The sequence below is a fragment of the Arthrobacter sp. 260 genome (assembly GCF_013116745.1).
Classification (GTDB): domain Bacteria; phylum Actinomycetota; class Actinomycetes; order Actinomycetales; family Micrococcaceae; genus Arthrobacter_D.
Map to the genome: position 1 here is coordinate 81,601 of NZ_JABFOE010000003.1, position 21,136 is coordinate 102,736.

25 protein-coding genes are annotated in these 21,136 nt (G+C 65.8%); 14 read left to right on the forward strand and 11 right to left on the reverse strand.

Annotated features, from left to right (window positions below; genetic code table 11):
- Positions 1-78 precede the first annotated feature (78 nt).
- Genes arsB through HMI57_RS04715 form a run of 4 tightly spaced genes read left to right on the forward strand, consistent with a single transcriptional unit; the run spans position 79 to position 3,641 of the window.
- On the forward strand, positions 79-1,179 hold the full coding sequence (gene arsB, locus HMI57_RS04700) for an ACR3 family arsenite efflux transporter (RefSeq protein WP_171584788.1): 1,101 nt from the start codon (positions 79-81) through the stop codon (positions 1,177-1,179).
- Positions 1,172-1,585, forward strand: a complete 414-nt coding sequence (locus HMI57_RS04705; RefSeq protein ID WP_171584789.1) for an arsenate reductase ArsC — start codon at positions 1,172-1,174, stop codon at positions 1,583-1,585. The genes arsB and HMI57_RS04705 overlap by 8 nt, the downstream gene beginning before the upstream one ends.
- Positions 1,582-2,946 carry an FAD-dependent oxidoreductase gene (locus HMI57_RS04710; protein ID WP_171584790.1) on the forward strand — a complete coding sequence of 455 codons (1,365 nt, stop codon included), beginning with the start codon at positions 1,582-1,584 and terminating at the stop codon, positions 2,944-2,946. The genes HMI57_RS04705 and HMI57_RS04710 overlap by 4 nt, the downstream gene beginning before the upstream one ends.
- Before the next feature lie 47 nt (positions 2,947-2,993).
- Positions 2,994-3,641, forward strand: coding sequence for an arsenate reductase ArsC (locus tag HMI57_RS04715; RefSeq protein WP_171584791.1), 648 nt, complete (start codon positions 2,994-2,996; stop codon positions 3,639-3,641).
- A 6-nt stretch (positions 3,642-3,647) separates the two neighbouring features.
- On the opposite strand, the gene HMI57_RS04720 is transcribed toward HMI57_RS04715, so the two are convergent.
- Positions 3,648-4,196: a TetR/AcrR family transcriptional regulator gene (locus tag HMI57_RS04720; protein ID WP_171584792.1), complete on the reverse strand. Its 549-nt coding sequence runs from the start codon at positions 4,194-4,196 to the stop codon at positions 3,648-3,650.
- A 61-nt stretch (positions 4,197-4,257) separates the two neighbouring features.
- On the opposite strand from HMI57_RS04720, the gene HMI57_RS04725 reads away from it, so the two are divergent.
- Positions 4,258-5,805, forward strand: a complete 1,548-nt coding sequence (locus HMI57_RS04725) for an MFS transporter (RefSeq protein ID WP_171584793.1) — start codon at positions 4,258-4,260, stop codon at positions 5,803-5,805.
- A 55-nt stretch (positions 5,806-5,860) separates the two neighbouring features.
- Here the strand turns inward: HMI57_RS04725 and HMI57_RS04730 are convergent, their stop codons facing one another.
- Positions 5,861-6,505 (reverse strand): DUF3105 domain-containing protein, encoded by a 645-nt coding sequence (locus tag HMI57_RS04730; protein ID WP_171584794.1) that lies wholly within the window; start codon positions 6,503-6,505, stop codon positions 5,861-5,863.
- A 52-nt stretch (positions 6,506-6,557) separates the two neighbouring features.
- A complete protein-coding gene (locus HMI57_RS04735) occupies positions 6,558-7,196 on the reverse strand; it encodes a DUF305 domain-containing protein (RefSeq protein WP_171584795.1) in 639 nt (212 codons plus the stop codon).
- 152 nt (positions 7,197-7,348) lie between these two features.
- Here HMI57_RS04735 and HMI57_RS04740 point away from each other — a divergent pair, with 152 nt between their 5' ends.
- The 3 genes from HMI57_RS04740 to HMI57_RS04750 are packed head-to-tail and all read left to right on the forward strand — an operon-like array spanning position 7,349 to position 10,241.
- Positions 7,349-7,660 carry a metal-sensitive transcriptional regulator gene (locus tag HMI57_RS04740; protein ID WP_171584796.1) on the forward strand — a complete coding sequence of 104 codons (312 nt, stop codon included), beginning with the start codon at positions 7,349-7,351 and terminating at the stop codon, positions 7,658-7,660.
- 29 nt (positions 7,661-7,689) lie between these two features.
- Entirely contained in the window at positions 7,690-7,914 is a 225-nt protein-coding gene (locus HMI57_RS04745) for a cation transporter (RefSeq protein ID WP_171584797.1), read from the forward strand.
- A 35-nt stretch (positions 7,915-7,949) separates the two neighbouring features.
- Positions 7,950-10,241, forward strand: a complete 2,292-nt coding sequence (locus HMI57_RS04750; protein ID WP_171584798.1) for a heavy metal translocating P-type ATPase — start codon at positions 7,950-7,952, stop codon at positions 10,239-10,241.
- Between the two features lie 4 nt (positions 10,242-10,245).
- Here the strand turns inward: HMI57_RS04750 and HMI57_RS04755 are convergent, their stop codons facing one another.
- Both HMI57_RS04755 and HMI57_RS04760 read right to left on the reverse strand, forming a co-directional pair.
- Positions 10,246-11,052 (reverse strand): hypothetical protein, encoded by an 807-nt coding sequence (locus HMI57_RS04755; protein ID WP_171584799.1) that lies wholly within the window; start codon positions 11,050-11,052, stop codon positions 10,246-10,248.
- Positions 11,053-11,108: 56 nt separating this feature from the next.
- Complete coding sequence (locus HMI57_RS04760) at positions 11,109-12,077, reverse strand: EamA family transporter (protein ID WP_171584800.1); 969 nt, start codon at positions 12,075-12,077, stop codon at positions 11,109-11,111.
- Positions 12,078-12,163: 86 nt separating this feature from the next.
- On the opposite strand from HMI57_RS04760, the gene HMI57_RS04765 reads away from it, so the two are divergent.
- On the forward strand, positions 12,164-12,709 hold the full coding sequence (locus tag HMI57_RS04765; RefSeq protein ID WP_171584801.1) for a CGNR zinc finger domain-containing protein: 546 nt from the start codon (positions 12,164-12,166) through the stop codon (positions 12,707-12,709).
- 9 nt (positions 12,710-12,718) lie between these two features.
- Here HMI57_RS04765 and HMI57_RS04770 read toward each other — a convergent pair whose 3' ends face one another.
- From HMI57_RS04770 to HMI57_RS04785, 4 genes are all read right to left on the reverse strand, one after another.
- The gene (locus HMI57_RS04770) at positions 12,719-13,147 is read right to left on the reverse strand and encodes a DUF1761 domain-containing protein (protein WP_171584802.1); all 429 of its coding nucleotides are present in this window, start codon (positions 13,145-13,147) and stop codon (positions 12,719-12,721) included.
- Between the two features lie 106 nt (positions 13,148-13,253).
- A complete protein-coding gene (locus HMI57_RS04775) occupies positions 13,254-13,592 on the reverse strand; it encodes a hypothetical protein (protein WP_205207778.1) in 339 nt (112 codons plus the stop codon).
- A 59-nt stretch (positions 13,593-13,651) separates the two neighbouring features.
- Positions 13,652-14,266 (reverse strand): hypothetical protein, encoded by a 615-nt coding sequence (locus HMI57_RS04780; protein ID WP_171584803.1) that lies wholly within the window; start codon positions 14,264-14,266, stop codon positions 13,652-13,654.
- Between the two features lie 111 nt (positions 14,267-14,377).
- Positions 14,378-15,715, reverse strand: a complete 1,338-nt coding sequence (locus HMI57_RS04785) for an MATE family efflux transporter (protein ID WP_171584804.1) — start codon at positions 15,713-15,715, stop codon at positions 14,378-14,380.
- A 122-nt stretch (positions 15,716-15,837) separates the two neighbouring features.
- Between HMI57_RS04785 and HMI57_RS04790 the strand changes: the two genes are divergently transcribed.
- On the forward strand, positions 15,838-16,194 hold the full coding sequence (locus tag HMI57_RS04790; protein WP_171584805.1) for a hypothetical protein: 357 nt from the start codon (positions 15,838-15,840) through the stop codon (positions 16,192-16,194).
- On the opposite strand, the gene HMI57_RS04795 is transcribed toward HMI57_RS04790, so the two are convergent.
- Complete coding sequence (locus HMI57_RS04795; protein ID WP_171584806.1) at positions 16,191-16,832, reverse strand: WHG domain-containing protein; 642 nt, start codon at positions 16,830-16,832, stop codon at positions 16,191-16,193. The two genes, HMI57_RS04790 and HMI57_RS04795, sit on opposite strands and share 4 nt — an antisense overlap.
- A 76-nt stretch (positions 16,833-16,908) precedes the next feature.
- Positions 16,909-17,787 carry a DUF4031 domain-containing protein gene (locus HMI57_RS04800; protein ID WP_171584807.1) on the reverse strand — a complete coding sequence of 293 codons (879 nt, stop codon included), beginning with the start codon at positions 17,785-17,787 and terminating at the stop codon, positions 16,909-16,911.
- Between the two features lie 90 nt (positions 17,788-17,877).
- On the opposite strand from HMI57_RS04800, the gene HMI57_RS04805 reads away from it, so the two are divergent.
- From HMI57_RS04805 to HMI57_RS04820, 4 genes are all read left to right on the forward strand, one after another.
- Positions 17,878-18,366, forward strand: coding sequence for a histidine kinase (locus HMI57_RS04805; RefSeq protein WP_171584808.1), 489 nt, complete (start codon positions 17,878-17,880; stop codon positions 18,364-18,366).
- An 80-nt stretch (positions 18,367-18,446) separates the two neighbouring features.
- Positions 18,447-19,292: a DUF4097 family beta strand repeat-containing protein gene (locus tag HMI57_RS04810; protein WP_171584809.1), complete on the forward strand. Its 846-nt coding sequence runs from the start codon at positions 18,447-18,449 to the stop codon at positions 19,290-19,292.
- 38 nt (positions 19,293-19,330) lie between these two features.
- Positions 19,331-20,275 (forward strand): ATP-binding cassette domain-containing protein, encoded by a 945-nt coding sequence (locus tag HMI57_RS04815; RefSeq protein ID WP_171584810.1) that lies wholly within the window; start codon positions 19,331-19,333, stop codon positions 20,273-20,275.
- Positions 20,272-21,105, forward strand: a complete 834-nt coding sequence (locus tag HMI57_RS04820; protein WP_171584811.1) for an ABC transporter permease — start codon at positions 20,272-20,274, stop codon at positions 21,103-21,105. Before HMI57_RS04815 ends, HMI57_RS04820 begins: the two co-directional genes overlap by 4 nt.
- Positions 21,106-21,136: the final 31 nt, after the last annotated feature.

Here is a 21,136-nt window from a genome sequence, read left to right on the forward strand (position 1 = left end):
GATGTGTTGGGAAATACTTCAGGCATCGACGACCATCGATTTATTAGATGGTCATCCCCCGAAGTTCAACGGAGCCCCTTGAGTACCCAAACCCCTCCCGCCGAAGACACGGCCGGCAGACTGTCCACCCTCGACCGGCTTCTCCCGGTCTGGATCATCGCCGCCATGGTGCTGGGCATCGCGCTCGGCCAGTTCATTCCCGGGATGGCCGGCGCGCTGGACTCCCTGGCCATCGGCTCGGTATCCCTGCCCATCGCCGTCGGCCTGCTGGTGATGATGTACCCGGTGCTGGCCAAAGTCCGCTACGACCAGACCGGAGCGGTAATCAAGGACCGGAAGCTCATGATCACCTCACTGGTGATCAACTGGGTCGCCGCACCCGCATTCATGTTCATTCTGGCGTGGGTCTTTGTTCCGGACCTGCCCGAATACCGCACCGGCCTGATCATCGTGGGCCTGGCCCGCTGCATCGCCATGGTGATGATCTGGAACGATCTCGCCTGCGGCGACCGCGAAGCAGCCGCGGTACTCGTCGCCATCAACTCGGTCTTCCAGGTCTTCGCATTCGGCGCGCTGGGCTGGTTTTACCTGCAAGGGCTCCCGAGCCTGCTGGGACTGCCCACCACCAGTGCCGACTTCTCCTTCTGGGCCATCACCATCAGCGTCCTCATCTTCCTGGGGATCCCGCTGCTGGCCGGGTTCCTCACCCGGACCATCGGCGAGCGCACCAAGGGGCGCGACTGGTACGAGGACAAGTTCCTCCCAAAGCTCGGACCCTGGGCCCTCTACGGACTGCTATTCACCATCGTGATCCTCTTCGCCCTCCAGGGCGACGAAATCCTTGCCCGTCCGCTCGACGTCGCCCGCATTGCCTTGCCCCTCCTGATCTACTTCCTGGTGGTCTTCGCCGCGGGCATGGTAATCGGCAAGCTGCTGAACCTTGGCTATGCCAAAACCACCACCCTCGCGTTCACCGCCGCGGGCAACAACTTTGAGTTGGCCATCGCCGTCGCCATCGGCACCTATGGCGTGACGAGCGGCCAGGCCCTGGCCGGCGTCGTCGGGCCCCTCATTGAAGTTCCCGTTCTTGTTGCACTGGTCTATGTGGCCCTGTGGGCGCGGAAGCGCTTCTTCACCACCGACCCCCTGACACCCGCAAAGGAAAGCTCACATGTCTGATTCACCGACCAAACCCTCGGTCCTCTTCGTCTGCGTCCACAACGCCGGCCGCTCACAGATGGCCGCCGCGTTCCTGACCACCCTCTCCGAGGGCAGGATCGAGGTCCGCTCAGCCGGATCGCAGCCAGCCGAGTCCATCAACCCGTCAACGGTGGAGGCGATGCGTGAACTCGGCATCGACATGTCCGCTGAGATCCCCAAGGTGCTGACCGACGACGCCGTCAAGGACTCCGACGTTGTCGTCACCATGGGCTGCGGCGACGAATGCCCCTATTTCCCGGGCAAACGGTACGAGGACTGGGTGCTGGAGGACCCGGCGGGCAAGGGCGTCGAATCCGTACGCCCCATCCGCGACACCATCAAGGGCCGCGTCGAGACGTTGATCGCTGAGTTGCTGCCAGCATGAGCGGGCTCCCAGTCGTCGTGATCGGGGCGGGGCCCACCGGACTCGCCGCTGCAGCCCACCTGCTGGAACGCGGCCTACAGCCGTTGATCTTCGAAGCGGGTGCGACGGCGGGCGCTGCCATCAGCGACTGGGGCCACATCCGATTGTTCTCGCCGTGGCAGTTCAACATCGACGCCGCAGCGCGTCGGCTCCTGGAGCCCACCGGTTGGATTGCGCCACGAGGTACCGCACTGCCGTACGGGGCTGAGCTGGTGGTCGACTACGTGGCGCCGCTAGCAGCCGCGCCGGCGATAGCCGAGGCACTCCACCTCAAGACCCGGGTCATCGCCGTAACCCGCCAGGGCATGGACAAGACCCGCACCAGGGGCCGTGACACCCAACCGTTCCTGGTCCGCGTCGACGGCCCCAACGGGGTCGAGGACCATCTGGCTCGGGCGGTCATCGACGCCTCCGGTACGTGGGACCAACCGAACCCCCTCGGTCAGGGTGGACTCCCCGCTCACGGCGAGAGCGCAGCGGCACGATTCATCACTCACCCGTTGCCCGACGTGACGGGCGATGACCGGGACAAGTTCGAAGGCAAGCGCGTGATGGTCGTGGGTGCCGGGCATTCAGCGGCAAACACCCTGATTGCCCTGGGGCAGGTAGCCAAGGCCACCAGTTCAACCTCGATCATCTGGGCCGTCCGCGGTACCGGTTCCGCCGACCGCCTCTACGGTGGCGGCGACCTCGATGGCCTGCCCGCCCGGGGCCAGCTTGGCTCCCGGCTGCGCAAACTGGTTGAGGACGGCGTCGTAGAACTCAGGACGTCCTTCACCATCACAGGGTTCTCGGCGGACGAGGCGTTGACTGTTCACACCTCCGACGACTCCGTCGACGTCGACATCCTGATTCCGGCAACGGGATTCCGCCCGGATCTGGACATCCTGAAAGAACTTCGCCTGGAGCTGGATCCGGCGGTGGAAGCGCCGCGAGCGCTCGGACCACTCATCGACCCCGAATTCCATAGTTGCGGAACGGTGCAGGCGCATGGAGCAAAAGAACTGGCCCATCCCGACAAAGACTTCTACCTCGTGGGGATGAAAAGTTACGGGCGCGCTCCCACCTTCCTGATGGCCACCGGCTATGAGCAGGTGCGGTCAGTGGTGGCGGCGATCGCTGGTGACATGGCCGCCTCAGCGGAGGTCCAGCTTGACCTCCCGGAGACCGGAGTTTGCAGTACCGATCTGGGTGGCTCCTGCGACGCTCCCGCATCGCCTGCAGACGCGGAGGCTGACAACTGCTGCGCCGCGCCGCAGCTGGTCACCATTGGCCTCCCGACGGGAACGCTCCACGGGCGCTCCAACGACCCGGACTACTAGAACCAGCACTGGGTAAACACACCAAAGATTCACCTCAAGGAGCAAAGATGTCCTCTCGATCCCACCCAATGCCCGGCCTGATCAATGATGAGCATGTTCTGCACCGGATCAGCGGTGAGCTGGCCAGGAAGTTTGAGGGCGTGTTCAGCCCGGAGATGGTGGACCGCTATGTCTTTGAGTCCTACACGGCGCTGGCCAGGACGGCCAAAATCAAGACCTATTTGGCCTCCATCACCAAGCACTTTGCCGAGGATCGTCTGGATGCCCTCGCCCATGCACAGGGCATCCGTCCCAGCGGGAAGCCTGAGGTCCTGTTTGTCTGTGTCCAGAACGCGGGTCGGTCACAGATGGCTGCCGGGTTGCTCAAGCAGTACACGGAGGGCCGCATCAATGTGCGGTCGGCCGGATCGATGCCGGCTGAGCACCTCAACCACAACGTCATTCATTCCATGAGTGAGCTCGGCATTGATCTGGGTGCCGAGTTCCCCAAGCCACTCACCGACGACGTGGTCCGTGCCGCCGACGTCGTCATCACCATGGGGTGCGGCGACACCTGCCCGATCTATCCGGGAAAGCGGTACGAGGACTGGCAGGTGGAAGACCCCGCAGACCTTGACCCCGCCGGAGTCGCCCGTGTGCGTAACGAGCTGGCCGAGCGGATCCGCACCCTGGCCACCGAGCTGCTGGGCGAGTAGCGGAAGTCAGGAACCGCCGCGGTCCGAGGACTGCAGCAGATCCACCAGTTCCAGGAGTTGCTCCATTTCAGCGGTGGACTGCTGGTTTGCCCCGCTGCCGGCAAAGAAGGCAGCTTCGTAGTAGAGCCCGTCACCCATGAGCTTCACCGCGCGGGCAACCGTGTGGCTACCCAGTGCCGCTTCCAGCGCCTCCAGCCAGAAGGCCTGAATCCGGGCAAAGTTCTGCTGCGCCTTGGGGTGCCCCTGCTGCGCCAGCCGGGCCATCGCCACCAGCGCACGGTCCAGGGCACTGTCCTCATACACCGAGGTTCGCACGTAGTAGCGGGCCGCGCCGTCGGGGTCGGCGGCCATCAGCTCACGGTCCCGCGCCGACAGAGCGAGCAACCGTTCTCCCAGGGCGTCCACCAGGGCCTCCTTGGACGGGAAGTGATACAACAGGCCACCCTTGGAAACGTCAGCTGCGGCGGCCACTGACTCCATGGTGGCGGCCCGCTCCCCGTCGCGGATAAGGATGTTCTCGAAACTGTCGAGGATGCGCTCTTTGGAACTAGCCATATGTTCATCGTAACGTTCTCTTCAGCTTTACTGTACCGGCTGGACGGTATAGTATCGAGAAATGAGCAACTCGACCCATCTCTCTAAGCCGACCCCTGGAGCGGCTGCCCTCACACCCGCTGTCGGCCGTGCTGGCCGGCGCGAATGGACAGCCCTCGTTGTCCTCATGCTCCCCGTCCTCCTGGTGGCCGTCGACAACACGGTGCTCGCGTTCGCCACCCCGGCCATCTCGCTGGCGTTCAACACCAGCGGCACCACGCTGCTGTGGATCATCGACAGTTATCCGCTGGTCCTGGCCGGCTTGCTGGTGGCCATGGGCAGCTTCGGCGACCGGTTTGGCCGTCGTCGGCTGCTCATTATTGGAGCGATCGGTTTCGCCGTCTTCTCGGTCGCCGCAGCCTACTCGCCCACCGCTGAACTGCTGGTCGCGTCCCGGGTGGGTCTCGGTGTCTTCGGCGCGATGTTGATGCCCTCGACCCTTTCCCTGCTCCGGAACATTTTCACCGACCGCAACCAGCGCCGCCTGGCCATTGCCATCTGGGCCTCGGGATTCTCAGCCGGCGCGGCCATGGGACCGTTGGTGGGCGGAGCCCTGCTTGAGCACTTCTGGTGGGGATCGGTGTTTCTGCTGGCTGTTCCGGTGCTGGTGCTGATGCTGGCCCTCACCCCAGCACTCGTCCCGGAGTCCAAGGATCCCAACCCCGGACGCGTGGACTATGCGAGCATCGTCCTGTCCGTTTCGACCATGCTGCCCATCGTGTTCGCGATCAAGAACTTCGCGAAGGGCGACTCCGTCACGGTGACCGTTGCCGCCGTCGTCATCGGGCTCACCGCCGGCACCCTGTTTGTCAGGCGGCAACTCGGACGGTCCAACCCCATGCTGGATGTGCGGTTGTTCACGGTGCGGGCATTTACCGGTGCGGTGCTGGTGAACCTGCTCGCGATCTTCTCGCTGGTCGGCTTCATTTACTTCGTCTCCCAGCACCTGCAGCTGGTTCTCGGGCTCAGCCCACTCAGCGCGGGCCTGATTCTGGTACCGGGGCTGGTGATGACCATCATTGCTGGCCTGGCGGTGGTGCCGGTGGTGCGCCGGGTGCCACCACGGATCGTCGTCCCTGTCGCCCTGCTGCTCTCGGCGGCCGCGTACGCCTTTGTTGCCGTCACCGGCCAGGGTGGCTCCGCGGCCATCCTGCTGTTCTCCTTCATGCTGCTCGGCGTGGGAGTGGGTGCGTCCGAAACGGTGTCGAACGACCTGATCCTCGCCACCGTGCCCGCCGAAAAGGCCGGGGCGGCATCAGCGGTCTCCGAAACGGCCTACGAGGTGGGCTCAGTCTTCGGCACAGCACTGCTGGGCAGCGTGCTGCTCGCCTCGTACCAGCGCAACCTCGATCTGCCCGCAGGACTGAGCCCTGAACAGGCCACCACCGCTACCGAAACGCTGGGTGGGGCCGTCAACATTGCCGCTGAACTGCCGGCCGACGGCGGCAGTCAGCTGCTGGCGTCAGCGTTCCACGCGTTCGACAGTGGAGTGGTGCTGACCTCGGGGATCGGTGCCGCGCTGATGGTCTTTGCGTCGGCGCTGGCCCTGTGGAGCCTGCGGCGCGCCTAAGGATCCGGGAGGGATCCGTCAGGCGCGCCGATGCGGTCGATTCGCTAGAGGGAACCTAGGCCGTCGGGGTGAGGGCACCGGAGCAGGCAGCGCCTGGCTCGCGGGTCTGCTCGCCCTGGATGTACCGTTCGAGGAAGACCGCAAGGCGGTCATCATCGGCGGAATCGACGCCGAGCTGAAGGCCCCAGGCGCTCGCCATGACGGGTGATTCCTGATCGGCGTAGGGGCTGAGCAGCACGTACCCACTGGAGCCCACCAGATCGGTGAGGGTGTCGATCTCCGCCTGGGGGAGGTCCGGCTGGTAGGTAATCCAGACGGCGCCATGCTCCAACGAGTGGACGGTGTTCTCGTTCGGGATCTCAAACGGGTAGATGCCACAGTTGGTCCAGGTCGCGTTGTGGTCGCCACCGACGGGAGGGGACTGCTCGTATTCGACCGGCGCATCGGTGTGGTTGAAGCTGAGGTCCTCGAACTCCTGCAGGCCCTCGATGGGCTGGCTCGCGAGCTCTTCGATCCGCTGGTTTTCCTGGACCTGGCCCACAATCACAATGGTCACCGCAACGATGATGGCCACAACCACCGCGCCGATACCTCCGAGGATCAGCGTGGTGCGCTTCCGGTCGCTGGCCCGCTGCTTGGACTGGATGGCCGCCAGCCGCGCCTGGCGGTCGGCATTGTCCTGAGCTCGCTTCTTATTCAACGCGTGAATCCTTTTTTCCGTGGGTGTGTCTACAACAAATGTACCGTCGGTGTTACGGCAGTTCGTCCAGCATGTCTTCCATCGCCGTGATCTCGGCGACCTGGGCTTCAGCCATCTTCTCGGCGGCAACCTTGACCCGGGGCTCCTGGGCAAGCTCAGCCCCTGCCTGAGCCATCTCCGCGCCCGCTTCATGGTGGGTGATCATCAGGCTCAGGAAGATCCGCTCGGCCTCAACCCCCGAGGCGTCGGCCAGTTCCTGCATCTGTTCCTCGGTCGCCATGCCGGGCATCAACCCGTCGTCTCGCAGCATGCTGCCTCCGCCGTGGTGATCCATCGATCCTTCCATCCAGGCCATGTTGGAAGTGGAGGAGCTCTGCGGGAGCCCCCACTCCTCGAGCCAGGCATACATCTGGCCGATCTGGTGCTGCTGGGTCATCGCGATGTCATACGCGATGACCCGCACCACCTCGTCATCGGTGCGGTCACGCACCAGCCGAGACATTTCGACCGCCTGCGTGTGATGAATCTGCATGTCGCGGGCAAAGCCCGCGTCGGCGCTGTTAGCGGCGGGATGCTCGACGCCGGTTCCGACCCGGCCTGCTACAAATGCGAGCGCGAGGAGGGAGAGCACCAGCGCTCCGGCCAGGGCAATGAGCGCGCGCTTCTGCCACGTCTCGAGGTGCAGGGTCATCTACCTTTTTCCTTGTTCATCAGGCCTATCCAGTCTCTCTAACGTATTGCATGAGGCTCGGCGTTCCCTGAGAAAGATCAGGTATACCCCCCTGGGGTACTTGATATATACGGGTGGGGGGTATACTTTGGACTGAGATCAAGGAGGACTAGATGACCGACACCACCGTTGAACACGGATACACCGCCGACAAGGACGCCTACCTGCGGCGCTTACGGCGCATCGAAGGTCAGGTCCGCGGGATCGCGCGGATGATCGAGGAAGACAAGTACTGCATTGACGTCCTCACCCAGGTGTCGGCCATCAACAAGGCCCTCCATGCGGTGAGCATCGGCCTGCTGGAGGAGCACATCGCGCATTGCGTGGTGGGCGCCGCCAACGAATCCCAGCTCACCGGCAACCCCGAAATTGTCCAGGAAAAAGTCCAGGAAGCCTCAGCAGCGATCAGTCGACTGCTGCGGTAACACCTGGCCCACCTCAAGGAGCACCACCCATGAGCACCACCACCGTCAATATCTCCGGAATGACCTGCGGCCACTGCGTCGACGCCGTCAGTGAGGAAATCAGCGCGCTCGAAGGCGTCGAGAAAGTCTCAATTGACCTGAACAAGGGCGGTATTTCCACCGCCACCGTCACCTCCACCACTGATCTCGACCCAGAGCAGGTGGGCGAGGCAGTAGCCGAGGCCGGCTACCTGGTTGTCGCCAACGACGCCTAGCACCGCACCCCACCGGAGCCACCAAAGGATTCCCCATGAGCACCGACCAGCTTCCCACCACCCCCACCAGGATCGTCGAGCTCGACATCCAGGGCATGACGTGTGCCTCCTGTGTGGGACGGGTGGAACGCAAGCTCGGGAAGCTTGAGGGGGTCCAGGCAAGCGTCAACCTGCCCCTGGAGTCCGCCACTGTCACCGTCCCCGACACCATAACGGATCAGGACATTGTCGACACGGTGCAGGCGACCGGGTACACCGCCCAGCTCAAAAAACCGGCGCACAGCGCTCCGGGGCGGGGCCCGGCCGCCGATCCAGCCCTGGAAGGCACCCTTCCCGCCGACTCCGACCACCTCTCCCACGGTGGAACGGCAGCACAGTTGCGCCCCCGGTTGATCGTCGCTGCCGTCCTGACCCTACCCATCGCGATCATCTCCATGGTCTCAGCCGCCCAGTTCCCCCACTGGGGGTGGGTGGTCTTCGCCCTGACCCTGCCGGTGGTCACCTGGTCCGCCTGGTCCTTCCATCGGGCCGCCGCCATCAATGCCCGGCATCTGGCGTCCACGATGGACACCCTGGTATCGATCGGCGTCGCCGCAGCCTTCCTCTTCTCCGCCTGGCAACTGATCACCGACCCGTCGATCACCGAGCACGCCGGCATGTCGATGAGTGACCACTCCCTTTACTTCGAGGTCGCAGCAGTGGTGGTCACCTTCCTCCTGCTGGGCCGGTACCTGGAAGCCAACGCCAAACAACGCGCTGGCGAAGCGCTTAAGGCGCTGCTGAGCCTCGGCGCCAAGGATGCGACAGTACTCCGTGAGCAGGACGGACGCCGCGTCGAAGTGAGGGTGCCTGCAGATTCCCTGGTCCACGGAGACGAGTTCGTCGTGCGCCCCGGCGAGAAGATCGCCACCGATGGGGTGGTCGTCGACGGTTCCAGCTCCGTCGACACCTCCCTGATCACCGGCGAGTCCCTGCCGGTGGACGTGGGCGTCGACGACGTCGTCACGGGCGCCACCATCAACACCTCCGGGCGGCTAGTGATCCGCGCCACCCGGGTGGGCAGCGAGACCACCCTGGCTCAGATGGGGCGCCTGGTCAGCCAGGCGCAAAGTGGGAAGGCTCCCATCGCGCGGCTCGCGGACCGGATCAGTGCGGTCTTCGTGCCCATTGTGCTGGCCATCGCCGTCCTGACCTTCATCGTGTGGATGGTCCTGACCGGGGACCTTCAGTCGGCGTTCACCGCGGCCGTCGCGGTCCTCGTGATCGCCTGCCCGTGTGCGCTGGGTCTGGCCACACCGACGGCGTTGCTCACCGGGTCAGGCCGCGGCGCCCAGCTGGGAATCCTCATCCGCGGACCACAGGTCCTTGAGGACACCCGGACCGTCGACACCATTGTGCTGGACAAGACGGGCACGGTCACCACCGGCAAGCTCGCGGTGACCGACGTCGTCGTCCTGGGAACACTGGACCGGGATCGCGTCCTGTCGCTGGCCGGCGCGGTGGAGGCGGCCAGCGAGCACCCCATTGCGCAGGCAATTGCCGCTGCTGCACCAAGCCATCCTGCCGTGACCAACTTCAGGAGCTCAGCTGGCGGCGGGGTGATCGGAACCGTCGTCGACGGCGGCCGTCCGGTCACTGTGGTCGCCGGGCGGTCCGGGTGGCTTCAGGAGAACGGGGTCCCTGTCACCGATGAACACCTGGCCGCGCTTGCTGACCAGCAGGACGCCGGTTCCACCGCGATCTGGGTCGCTGTTGACGGCCGGGTTGCAGGGTTAATATCACTGAAGGACACGGTGAAGGACTCATCGGCGGCCGCCATTACACGGCTGAAGGACCTGGGGTTGCGGCCCATCCTCCTGACCGGTGACAACGCATCGGTCGCCCGCCGGGTGGCGGACCAGGTGGGCATTGCTCCCGAGGACGTCCTCGCTGGTGTCCTGCCCGAGGGCAAGGTGGAGGCGATCCGGAAGCTGCAGGCTGAGGGAGCCACCGTTGCCATGGCGGGGGACGGGGTGAACGACGCCGCTGCCCTGGCACAAGCGGATCTGGGCATCGCGATGGGATCCGGCACCGATGTGGCCATCGAGGCAGCCGACCTGACAGTGATGGGCAACAGCCTGGAGCAGGTGGCGCAGGCCATCGAACTCTCCCGCAAGACACTGTCCACGATCAAGAGCAACCTGTTCTGGGCCTTCTTCTACAATACGATCGGTATTCCGGTCGCAGCCCTCGGCCTCCTGAATCCGATGGTCGCGGGCGCGGCGATGGCCGCCAGTTCGGTGCTGGTGGTGGCCAACTCGCTGCGGCTGCGACGCTTCGGCCGGTAGCCGCTCAGTCGAGCCGTGCCAGCAGGTGTTCGGTGATCATGGCCGGACCTTCCCCCACCCCACGGAAGCCGGGGAACGGGTTGACGTCGACGATCACGGGGCCGGCCTCCCCCATCAGGAAGTCGACACCGAAGATCTCCAGACCGGTAACGTCGGCGACGCGCCCTGCCAGCCGGGACAGGGCGTCGTCGACAGCAATCGGCGCACCCCCGGTGACGTGGCCGTGCGCCAGCGGCGAGGGTTTCAGCAGAGACCTCACCCGCGCGCCGGCGACATAGAGCTTTCGGTCCCACCCGTCGTTGGCGATGAAGGGCTGGACAACGTACGGTCCCGGGAAGGGCGGGGCGCCCGGCAGATCGCCCCTGGTCCCGGCCAGAACATTTTCACCACGTCCGTCGCCTCCCTCCGCCGTTTTGATCACGCTCAGGGTGGTTGCCGCGGCCCGTGCTTCCTGCCAGTCGCTCACCGCCACTGTCAGCGGGACCGGGAGGCCGGCCTGGCTTAGGAGCGCCATCAGGGCGGGCCGTTTACGGGTCAGTGCTACGGCGGCGGGCGGGTTGCAGCAGGGAACCCTGGCCTCAGCGAGCTGCGCCACAGAGCGCAGGGCTGACCATTTGAGGCCGCGGTGGACCACCAGATGGGCGCCCGCCACCCAGTCGGGTAGCTCCGGCTGGTCATGGGGCAGGTGAACGGCCGTGTCCACGTCGGCGGCGTTCAACAACGCCATGACCTCGGGGAGCAGCGTGCCCGCCCTGGGTGGTTTGCCCAGCAGGAAGGCCACCGATCGCTGTCCCTGCCGGTGATCCAGCACCCGCCCACCTCCCTGTGGGCTCCAGCATAGTGGTAGCAGGACCTGGTTCGGTGGGGTCAGGGCAGGGGGACCGGCTCGACGTCGTTGGCCCGGTCAAGCGGCGGATTGCCGTCCGCTGGTGCCCGCAATTCATCAACCCGCACCATCACCACTCCCCCGACAATCAACAGCCCACCGAGGAGCTGGATGGGGCCGGGCAGTTCGCCGAGCATGAGCCAGGACGCAAGCACCGCAAACATCACCTCGGTGAGACCCACAAAGGAGGCCACCTTGGACCCTAGCTGGCGGGCGGCCAGGATGCCGGTGAAGTAGGAAACCACTGTAGAAATCAGCACGAGGCCCAGCACCGGCACCAGCCAGCTGGTCTCCCACCCAGCCAGGGTCACGTCGCGGAACTCGAAGGCGAACGGCATGATGCCGACCAGCCCCATCAAGCCGATGGCGACCGCACCGACCACCATGCCACCACCTGCCATGACCAGCGGGGGCAGCCCGTCGTCGGCCCGGGCTGACATCAGGAAGAACACCGCGAGGCAGACCGCGGCCGCGAGTCCAAAGAGAACACCGATCGGGTCCAGCCGCTCATCGGCGGTCAGATCCAACACCAAAAGCAGACCGAGCATCGCCGTCACCGAGCCGGCAGCGGTGAGGCGGCGTGGCGCTTTGCGGCTGCGCGCCCACAGCCAGCCCACGATCAGTACCGGTGCAAGGTACTCCAGCAGGAGGGACACCCCCACCGACATCCGTTGGACAGCGCTGAAGTAGAAGAACTGGCAGAGCGCAATTGCCGTGACCCCGTAGATGATCAGGGTCAGCGAACTGCCGCGCAGTGCCGTCCACCGCCCGCGCAGAGCAAAGAGCACCGGGATCAGCAGAACAAGGGCGGCACCGCCGATCCGAACACCCACCGCGGCGCCCGGGCTCCAGCCGATCTCCAGGAGGGACTTGGCAAACGGTCCGGACACGCCGAAGGCTGCCGCCGAGATGATCGCGAACCACAGGCCCGCCGCTGCACCATTCTTCATCCCGAACCTCCGCCGAACCCGTTAGTGTCATGACCAAACTATGATTATGGTAGTGACAGTAGACCCGAACAATGTCAGGAGTCAACATGGCCTTTGCCAATGACACGGAGATTGCGTTGATCTCCGCGGCGGCCCTCATCAACACCGGGAAGGAAGACCCCGACCAGCTGACCACCCTGGCGGATCTGGACCAGTTCCTCGCCGAGCAGGACTTTTCAGGTTCGCGGGCGCGGACCGGTGACGAGCTGAGTGCGGTACGGCGTCTGCGCGCGGAGCTGGAAGAGGTCTGGACGTCGTCCGAGAACGACGCCGTGGCCCGCATCAACCGGATGCTCAGCGACGCCAAGGCCCTTCCCCGACTGGTCCGTCACGACCACTGGGACTGGCACCTCCACGCCACCGGCCCCGAGGCGCCACTGGAAGACCGGATGGCCACCGAGGCGGCGATGGCACTGATCGACGTCATCCGGACCCACGAAATGGACCGACTGCGGATCTGCGCAGCCGAGGACTGCAGCGCCGTGGTCCTGGATCTGAGCCGCAACCGCTCCAAGCGTTTCTGCGACACCGGGAACTGCGCCAACCGCACCCACGTCAAAGCGTATCGGGCCCGTAAGGCGGTTACGGGATAGGCTGCCGCGCTAGGCGCCGCTGATGCCGAACAGCCCAATGATGAGCGCCATCACCAGGTAGGTCACTAGCTCGTGTGCACAGTTCAGGACGGTCAGCCCGGCGGGGCGTCCCTCGAACGCGTCGTGGGTAATGAAACGGGACGCAGTGAACCCTGCCCACAGAATCACTGCGGTAATCAGGGTATTGAGCAGGAAGTTTCCGCCATAGAAGTCCTGGGCAATCGCGGCGCCGCCAGCCAGAACCCAAGCGCTGATCAGGCTGACCACCAGGGTGATGAGGATGGGCCGAATGGCGTCCTTCGAATCGCCGCTGACATCGACTTTCGCAACCCGCATCCAGTAGTTGCCGAATACCTTGGGCGTGTACCAGACGGTGCCCACTACCATGGTGGAGAGGGTGGCAACAAGTACCGCCCAAATATTGATCTCCGGAATCATGCTGCGCCTCTTCCCTGCTGGGGTTGTCTCTCCAGCTGAAAGTGTAGACCTGGCGCAGCGGGCGGGTCGCTATTGCCTACTGAACAAGAAGGAAACCGTTGGCGGGTCAGTTCTCGGTGGTGCTGTCCGGACCGCCGCGCGGCGTCCCTTTGGGCTGTCCGTCCTTGTCGACATTGCCGGCACCCCCGGGAATCTTCGCCGACGAGCGGTTGATGCCGGTGCCCTTGCCCAGGTGATCGGCATTCGGCTTTTCAGTCATCATCAGCATCGCGCAGACCACGAGGGCGGCAATGAAAGCGATCCCCGCCGCCGTAAGCCCGAGATCCACCCGCAACTCCCTGGTGCCCCCACCGGTGGAGACGATCATGGCCACGACTCCCGCGACCGCCGCGAGGGCGGCAGAGAAAATGAGCGGGCCTTTGACGCCCCTACTGGATTTGGACACTGTTACTCCTTGGGAAATTGCGGCTGATTTTTCTACGAGGGGTAGAAAGACTGCCGGTCCTAGTTTACGGGGTGGACGGCACCCGCCGGGGCCGGGTGACGCACGTCATGCCGGTATCCCAGCGATGCAATCGCGAGGACGACGGCGGTGATCACCGCCCCGCCTCCTGCCACTCCGAGCAGTGCATGGGCGCCAGCACCCTGGAAAATCGGCAGCAGCGCCCCGGATGCCAGGGTCACCGTGCCGACCACGATGAGATCCTTGGCGACAACGTTGGTACGGCGCTGCCTCAGGCCGACGTACAGCTCCGCGGAGCCAGCAATCACCAGCACGAGGGCTCCCGCCTGGGCGAACATGGCATCCGTGTGGATCCACAGGTTGAGGAAGGCGCCGACAGCCAGGAACCCTGGCGCGATGGAGACAAGCCACCGGTCCCCGCTGGACCGCAATCCAATTGCGCGCTCCAGCCAGGCGGCCGAGACGGCGAGCGCCAACAGGTACACCCCGCCGGCCACCGACATCACATGGACTGAGGGCTGCACCCAGAAGATCGTCAGCGCGCCGAACGCGGCCGACACCACGGCGCGGAACAGGAGGGGCTGCCACACGGCTGCGGCCTGCTCGCGCGGTTGGCTCGGCGACTGAGCCGTAACATCGTGCTGTGCGGCACCCATGCGCAGACCTCCGGTTCGACGTAGGGCTGATCAGTTCAGTCCCGGACACTCCAGTTTATCCCCGCCCCGGCTCCCAGGGATGCTTCGGTACCCCCTCCGGGCCGACGCCCCCTAGCTCGCGCCGGTGACCATCCAGCGATCGTTCCGCACCCGCCACGCGAGCGTCCCGGCGCGCGCCGCCATGTAACCGACGCCAAACGCCAGCCACAGCCAGACGATGCCAGCCGGGCCGGACAGACCGGCAGTGAACACCCAGACCAGCAGGGGCACATACAGCAGCAGATTCACAACTCCGGCGATCGCCAGGTACCGCGCGTCGCCAGCACCGATGAGAACCCCGTCGAGCACAAATACCAGCCCGCAGATCGGTTGCGAGGCTGCGAGGACAAACAGGCCTGCGGCGAGCGCAGCCTGCACCGACTGGTCGGTGGTGAAGATCCAGCCAACAAACGGTGCCGCCAGCGCCAGGACTCCGCCGGTGATGACGCCGAACCCCAGCCCCCACAGGATCATCCGCCGGGTCAGCGCATGCGCCAGCGGCTTGTCACCGGCACCGAGCTCCTTGCCGATCAGAGCCTGTGCGGCGATGGCGAGCGCGTCAAGGGCAAACGCGAGGAAGATGAAGATGGTCATCACCAACTGGTGGGCCGCGAGGGAGACCGAGCCCTGCGCCGTCGCGACATATACCGTTGCCAGGATCGCGATCCGCAGGCTCATCGTGCGAAGCATCAGCCAGGAACCGACCCGCGCCGTGGCCCGCAGTCCGTGCCAGGACAGCCGAAGGGGAACGTGGTTCGTTCGGGACAGGCGATAGACGATCGTCAGGTAGACCGCCGCCATCCCCCACTGGGTGATGCTGGTTCCCAGCGCGGATCCGGCAACCGAGAGACCCAGCCCGTAGACCAGCAGGAAGTTCAATCCGATATTCACGGCAAAGCCGATACCGGCCACCAGCAGCGGGGTCTTGGTGTCCTGCAGACCCCGGAGCACGCCGGTTGCTGCGAGCACCACCAGCATCGCCGTCAGGCCCGGCATTGAGTAGCGCAGATAGTCGACAGCGAAGTCGTGCACCTGCCCTTGGGCCCCCATCAGCGAGGACAAGCCGGGGGCGAGGATCCAGCCCAGGGTGGAAAGAAGGACACCCAGCACGAGAGCCAGGCCAATACCGTCCCGGCCGGCCGCCACCGCATCCTGAAGCCTGCCGGCCCCCAGGAACCGTGCCACGGCCGGAGTGGTGGAGTAGGCAAGGAACACCATCAGGCCGACGGCGGTGTGCAGCACCGTGGAGGCCAGCCCCACACCAGCCAGTTCCTCCACTCCAAGATGACCCACGATGGCAGAGTCGGCCAGCAGGAAAAGTGGCTCAGCGATCAGTGCACCCAGGGCGGGCACGGCAAGGTGCAGGATGCGCCGGCTCAGTTCACGGGTATCGGGAAGGGTGGTGCTCACAAGGCCACCCTATGCCTTGCCCTGGACAGTCTGCGCGCCGCCGCCTGACCCCCGCCAGCGGCTCGAGCGTCGGTGTCGGCTACGCTGAAGAGTGAGGCACCACCGTCGGACAGGGAGTCCACATGAAAAAAGAAGTCTGGTTCTACATCGGCGGTCTCGTCGCGTTTTTCCTGAGCACCCTCTTCATCCCGCAGGGTATTTCGGACTTCGCACGCGCGGCAGCCCTCAACGAGGCGGTCCCCTCCGGCGCCGGCCTGAACCTCGCCATCGGCGCCGTCCTGATTGCGACGGCGATCACCCTCCTCGCCAGCGGCTACGTGATCCGCCGGAGACAGCTCACCACCACCCGGACCTACGGCAGCGACGACCCGGATGAAATCACCCGTCAGCGCCCCACCCAGGGGTACACGAATCGCCCGGAGTGGATGGACCGACCGTCCAACCACATGGGTGATAACACCGGCCACAAACGGGACTAGATCCCCTTCTCGACCATCTCCAGCAGCCGCTGCGCAGCCACCAACCGCTGATCCGGGTCCAGTCCGCGCAACGGGCCGTCGATCACCAGCATTGCGAGTCCGTGGACGGATGACCAGGCCACGAATTCGGCTCCCGCCCGCCGGTCCACTGGCAGCACCCCGGCGTCGACCAGCGCATCCAGGGCGTCGGACAGGAGCTGGAAGGGAGTCCGGCCGTGCGGCCCCGCGGAATCCCCGGTTGCCGCGTCCCGCAGATCAACGTGGTTGGCGAACGCGGTCCTGAACAACCCGGGCTCGGTTTGGGCGAAGCGAAGGTATCCCGCCCCCACGGCGCGGAGTCTGGCCCGGGCCATCGCCGCGTCATCCTGGCGGGCGCCGTCATCGATCGCTGACAGCTCATCTTCCATGGCCGCCGCCAGCCTCGACTGGGCGGCAAGCGAGACCGCCCAGAGCAGCGCACCCTTGTCGGTGAAGTGGCGGTAGGCGGCGTTCGGGGTGACCCCGGCGCGACGGGTGACTTCCCTGAGGACGACCGCATCCGGCCCGCCCTCGCGTGCCAGACCGGTACCCGCGTCGATCAGCGCCCGGCGAAGGTCGCCATGCCGGTAGGTGGTGCGCGGACTGGACTGCTCGGTCACTGGATCATTGGCCTTACCTCGGATGACTGCAAGTGAACACTGTCTACAAGTCTGTCACGGAGTCCACTGCACTGGTTCAGGACCGCAGTTCACCCGTCAAATTCGCCAGGGCGGCTTCCTGCCACAGCCGCCGGGCTGGGACGGTACGGAACAGCTGGTTCATGGCGAGGAGCCTGCGCACGACGTCGTCCCTGCCTACCGCGAAGTCCGCATCGGACACATGGGCGTACTCCTGTCGCACCGCCGCGACATACCGCTCGTAGCCCTGCGCCGACCGGCCGAGTACCGCCAGGTCGGCATCACACAACAGCTCACCCGCCCGATCACCCGGGGCCGGGTCATGCGACGCCGTCAGGAGCACCAGGCGCACCACCTCCGACACCTCGGCTGCGGGCAGGAGGCCAGTCAGCCACTCCTCGGCGAGCGCAGCGGACGCGCGCTCATCCTCTCCAGCCATACCCTCGTACACGGCGTCATGGAACCAAGCCGCGAGGCGCACCTGGCGGCGAAGGGACCCGTCGTCGTCGGGCTGGAAGATCGCATCGAGCGCCTCCAGGACGTCCAGGAGATGGGACGGGGTGTGATAGCGGCGATGAGCCTCGGACCATCGGTTGACCAGGGACTCGCCGAGCTCCGGGCTCCGGGGCGCCAGCGCCGCCCAGCGCGCAAGCAGTGCCCGCCGCAGGCGCGGCGTCCGCTGCCGAGCCGGGATGCGCAGCCCGCTGGCAATCAGGATCCGCGTCAGGGTTCCGCAGTCCACCTCTGTCGCCCCCAGCGCCACCAGTTTCCGGTAGCGGCGGACGGGGACGTCATAGTGATCGCCGTCGAATGCCCGCTCGGCAATGCCGGCAGCGGCGGCAAAGGAGTGGAGTTCGGTGAGTGAGGTGTCGGAGATCAGGTGGGAGAACTCGGTCCCGTGGGCCGGCCACAGTGGGGGGTCGATGTAGATGGCCATCGTCCCAGCCTACCGGCGGCCTTCCCGAACTTTCTGAAGGTGACACCACTTTTGCTTGACATGACACCACTATGGTGTCACTCTGGTGTTATGGAATTGGGACGATACGTCAGTGACCTGCAACGCCAGTTGGTGGATGCGTCGGAAGGCGGCTCCGAAGATACCCGCGCCGCCGCCGAACGCCTTGCCGCCGGACTGGACGCCGCCACCCGGATTGTCCTCCTTGACGTTCTGTCGGCCGCGGCCGGAGAGATCACCCGCGATCTCGCCCCCGGTTCGGTTGACCTCCGGCTGAGGGGGCGCGAGGTCGAGTTTGTCGTGACCCCGTCAGCAACCGACGCCGATGCCGACGAACCGACTGCCGTGACCGTGGACCAGGACGACGCAAGCACCACCAGGACCACCCTGCGCCTCCCCGACGCCCTGAAAGCGCGGGTGGACGACGCGGCCGCAGCCGACGGCATGTCCGTCAACACCTGGCTGGTCCGCGCGGTGGCCTCTGCGCTCCAACCGAAGCAACGACGCTCCGCCCAGCGCGCGCTGCGCTCCGGCGACAACTTCGCGGGATGGGCGCGCTAGCCAGCGCCCGCCCCACAACTTAATCCGCCCCGCGGACCCGCGGGGATAATCCACCACGCCTACCAGGGGAGTACTTCAGCATGCCTACTTACACCACCCCCACCGCCATCGACCTCGCCGTCAACCTGCAGGTCGGTGCTCTGGACGTCATCGCCAGCGACCGTTCCGACACCGTGGTCACTGTGTCACCCACCAACCCGGACCGGGCCGTCGACCGCCGGGGGGTCGAGGCGACCACCGTCGACTTCGACGGCACACGGCTCACCGTCACCGGTCCGAAGCCCCGATTCAACATGATCGGACCCACCGAGTCGGTCGACCTGCTGATCGAGTTGCCCACCGGCTCCCGGCTGACCGCCAGGGTGGCGACCGGCGGGGTACGCACCGTCGGCCGGCTGGGCGCCACCCGGATCAAGAACTTGATGGGGCCAGTGGACATCGACGCCACCGGCGAACTGTGGTTGCGCGCCGGGCACGGCAACGCGACCGCCGGATCCGTCGGCGGCGGTGCCGAAATCACCGCTGACCACGGCCAGATCCGGGTCGGCGCCATCGGCGGGGAGTCAATCCTCAAAGCCTCCCACGGTGCCATCTCCGTCGGGGAAGCGGGCGGCGACCTAGAGGCGAAACTCTCCTACGGCGACTTTGAAGTCGGCAGGGCCCTCGCATCAGTGACGGCCAAAACCGCCTATGGCAGCATCACGCTTCCCGACGTAGGAAGCGGATCCATCGCCGTTGAGAGCGGGTACGGCCAGGTCACCATCGGGATCCGTCCAGGAGTTGCGGCCTGGCTGGACCTGTCATCCAAAGTCGGCCACATCCGCAACGAGCTCGACGGCGACAGGGCCCCGGCGCCGTCCGAGCAAACCGTCGCCGTCCGTGCGCGCACCCAGGGCGGCAACATCTCCATCCACCGGACCCGGTAGCGGCGCGCCAGCCGGGCACACCTGATAAGGAACCTGACATGCATTCGACAGCAATCAGCCTTGAGGGACTCCGTAAGTCCTACGGCGACAAAATGGTGCTCGACGGCGTCGACCTCGGTGTCGGCACCGGAACAGTCACCGCACTGCTCGGCCAGAACGGGGCGGGCAAAACCACCACGATCCACATCCTCTCGACACTGATCCACGCCGACGCCGGTACCGCCTCGGTGGCCGGCTGCGACGTCGCCGGGGATCCCGACGGTGTTCGCGCCGCGATCGGCCTGACCGGGCAGTTCTCGGCGGTCGATGACCTGCTGACGGGCGAGGAAAATCTTTACCTAATGGCCCGCCTCAGGCACCTCGGGGCGAAACGCTCACGAACACGAGTGGCTGAGCTCCTGGAGCAGTTCGACCTGGCTGAATCGGCACGAAACCGCCTGTCCACCTACTCCGGTGGGATGCGACGGCGGCTCGACCTTGCGATGACCCTGGTCGCGACGCCAAGCGTGATTTTCCTCGACGAACCAACCAGCGGCCTGGATCCGCGGAGCCGCCACACTATGTGGGACATGGTGCGGAACCTGGTCGCCGAGGGCACCACAGTGCTGCTCACCACCCAGCATCTGGAAGAGGCGGACCGGCTTGCCGACCGGATTGCGGTTCTCGACGGCGGCCGGATCGTGGCCGAGGGAACACCGGACGAGCTCAAACGGCTGGTGCCCGGCGGTCACGTCCGGCTCCGTTTCGCCGACGCCGCTACTTTGGGGTCCGCCGCGCAGCTGTTGCAGGAGTCGGAGAGCGATGAGTCGGGGCTTTCCCTCACAGTGCCGAGCCAGGGCGAACCCGCCGCCCTCCGTGCGCTCCTGAACCGCCTCGACGCGGCGAACCTTCCCGTTGACCACCTCAGCATCCACACCCCCGACCTCGATGACGTGTTCTTCGCCCTCACTGGCCGGGTCGAGACGAAAGGAACCCTCCCATGACCACCACCGCCGCGTCACCGGTCCGCCCGGGCGCGAAACGGCCATCCCACGCCGTGGCAGATGCGATCACCCTGCTGCGCCGCAACCTGCTCCACATGGTCCGCTACCCCGGGCTGTCCCTGTTCACCATCCTCGGCCCCGTGGTCGCCCTCCTGTTCATCGTGCACGTGTTCGGTGGCACCCTCGGGGCGGGCCTTCCCGGCGTCGACGCCGGTGGCGGCCGCGAGGCCTACGTCTCCTACGTCCTGCCAGGAATCCTGATGGTCACTGTCGCGAGCAGTGCCGGTGGGGTCGCCATCACCGCGGCGATGGATATGACGGAGGGGATCACCGCCCGGTTCCGGACCATGGCCATCTCGCGGTCCGCAGTCCTCGCCGGGCATGTGCTGGGAAACACGATCGTGGGCCTGATCGCCGTCGTCCTCGTCTTCGGCGTCGGCCTGCTCATCGGTTTCCGTCCGACGGCAGACCTGCCCGGGTGGCTTTCCGCCCTCGGCCTCATTGCCCTGACCTGCTATGCGATCAGCTGGCTGGGCGTGGCCATGGGAATCCAGGCGAAATCGGTCGAAACGGCGAGCAACTGGCCGTTGCTGTTGACCCTCCTGCCGTTCCTGGGGAGCGGGTTCGTCCCGACAGCATCGATGCCCGAATGGCTGCAGTGGTTTGCCCAGTACCAGCCGTTCACTCCCCTCATCGAGGCCCTCCGCGGCCTGCTGTTCGGCACCGACCCGGGCTGGAACCTGTGGGTGTCACTGGGCTGGTGCGTGGTGATTATCGCCATCGGCTACGCCTGGTCCATGAGCATCTATGAGCGGAGGTCGGTGCGCTGACGGGTCCCTGACCGGTCCACCCGATACCGAA

What these genes read in the sequence shown, in the direction of transcription:
- HMI57_RS04705 (WP_171584789.1), top strand. Translation starts at nt 1,172, where the DNA reads ATGTCTGATTCACCGACCAAACCCTCGGTCCTCTTCGTCTGCGTCCAC.
- HMI57_RS04710 (WP_171584790.1), top strand. Translation starts at nt 1,582, where the DNA reads ATGAGCGGGCTCCCAGTCGTCGTGATCGGGGCGGGGCCCACCGGACTC.
- HMI57_RS04715 (WP_171584791.1), top strand. Translation starts at nt 2,994, where the DNA reads ATGTCCTCTCGATCCCACCCAATGCCCGGCCTGATCAATGATGAGCAT.
- HMI57_RS04720 (WP_171584792.1), bottom strand. Translation starts at nt 4,196, where the DNA reads ATGGCTAGTTCCAAAGAGCGCATCCTCGACAGTTTCGAGAACATCCTT.
- HMI57_RS04725 (WP_171584793.1), top strand. Translation starts at nt 4,258, where the DNA reads ATGAGCAACTCGACCCATCTCTCTAAGCCGACCCCTGGAGCGGCTGCC.
- HMI57_RS04735 (WP_171584795.1), bottom strand. Translation starts at nt 7,196, where the DNA reads ATGACCCTGCACCTCGAGACGTGGCAGAAGCGCGCGCTCATTGCCCTG.
- HMI57_RS04740 (WP_171584796.1), top strand. Translation starts at nt 7,349, where the DNA reads ATGACCGACACCACCGTTGAACACGGATACACCGCCGACAAGGACGCC.
- HMI57_RS04745 (WP_171584797.1), top strand. Translation starts at nt 7,690, where the DNA reads ATGAGCACCACCACCGTCAATATCTCCGGAATGACCTGCGGCCACTGC.
- HMI57_RS04750 (WP_171584798.1), top strand. Translation starts at nt 7,950, where the DNA reads ATGAGCACCGACCAGCTTCCCACCACCCCCACCAGGATCGTCGAGCTC.
- HMI57_RS04760 (WP_171584800.1), bottom strand. Translation starts at nt 12,077, where the DNA reads ATGAAGAATGGTGCAGCGGCGGGCCTGTGGTTCGCGATCATCTCGGCG.
- HMI57_RS04765 (WP_171584801.1), top strand. Translation starts at nt 12,164, where the DNA reads ATGGCCTTTGCCAATGACACGGAGATTGCGTTGATCTCCGCGGCGGCC.
- HMI57_RS04770 (WP_171584802.1), bottom strand. Translation starts at nt 13,147, where the DNA reads ATGATTCCGGAGATCAATATTTGGGCGGTACTTGTTGCCACCCTCTCC.
- HMI57_RS04780 (WP_171584803.1), bottom strand. Translation starts at nt 14,266, where the DNA reads ATGGGTGCCGCACAGCACGATGTTACGGCTCAGTCGCCGAGCCAACCG.
- HMI57_RS04790 (WP_171584805.1), top strand. Translation starts at nt 15,838, where the DNA reads ATGAAAAAAGAAGTCTGGTTCTACATCGGCGGTCTCGTCGCGTTTTTC.
- HMI57_RS04800 (WP_171584807.1), bottom strand. Translation starts at nt 17,787, where the DNA reads ATGGCCATCTACATCGACCCCCCACTGTGGCCGGCCCACGGGACCGAG.
- HMI57_RS04805 (WP_171584808.1), top strand. Translation starts at nt 17,878, where the DNA reads ATGGAATTGGGACGATACGTCAGTGACCTGCAACGCCAGTTGGTGGAT.
- HMI57_RS04810 (WP_171584809.1), top strand. Translation starts at nt 18,447, where the DNA reads ATGCCTACTTACACCACCCCCACCGCCATCGACCTCGCCGTCAACCTG.
- HMI57_RS04815 (WP_171584810.1), top strand. Translation starts at nt 19,331, where the DNA reads ATGCATTCGACAGCAATCAGCCTTGAGGGACTCCGTAAGTCCTACGGC.
- HMI57_RS04820 (WP_171584811.1), top strand. Translation starts at nt 20,272, where the DNA reads ATGACCACCACCGCCGCGTCACCGGTCCGCCCGGGCGCGAAACGGCCA.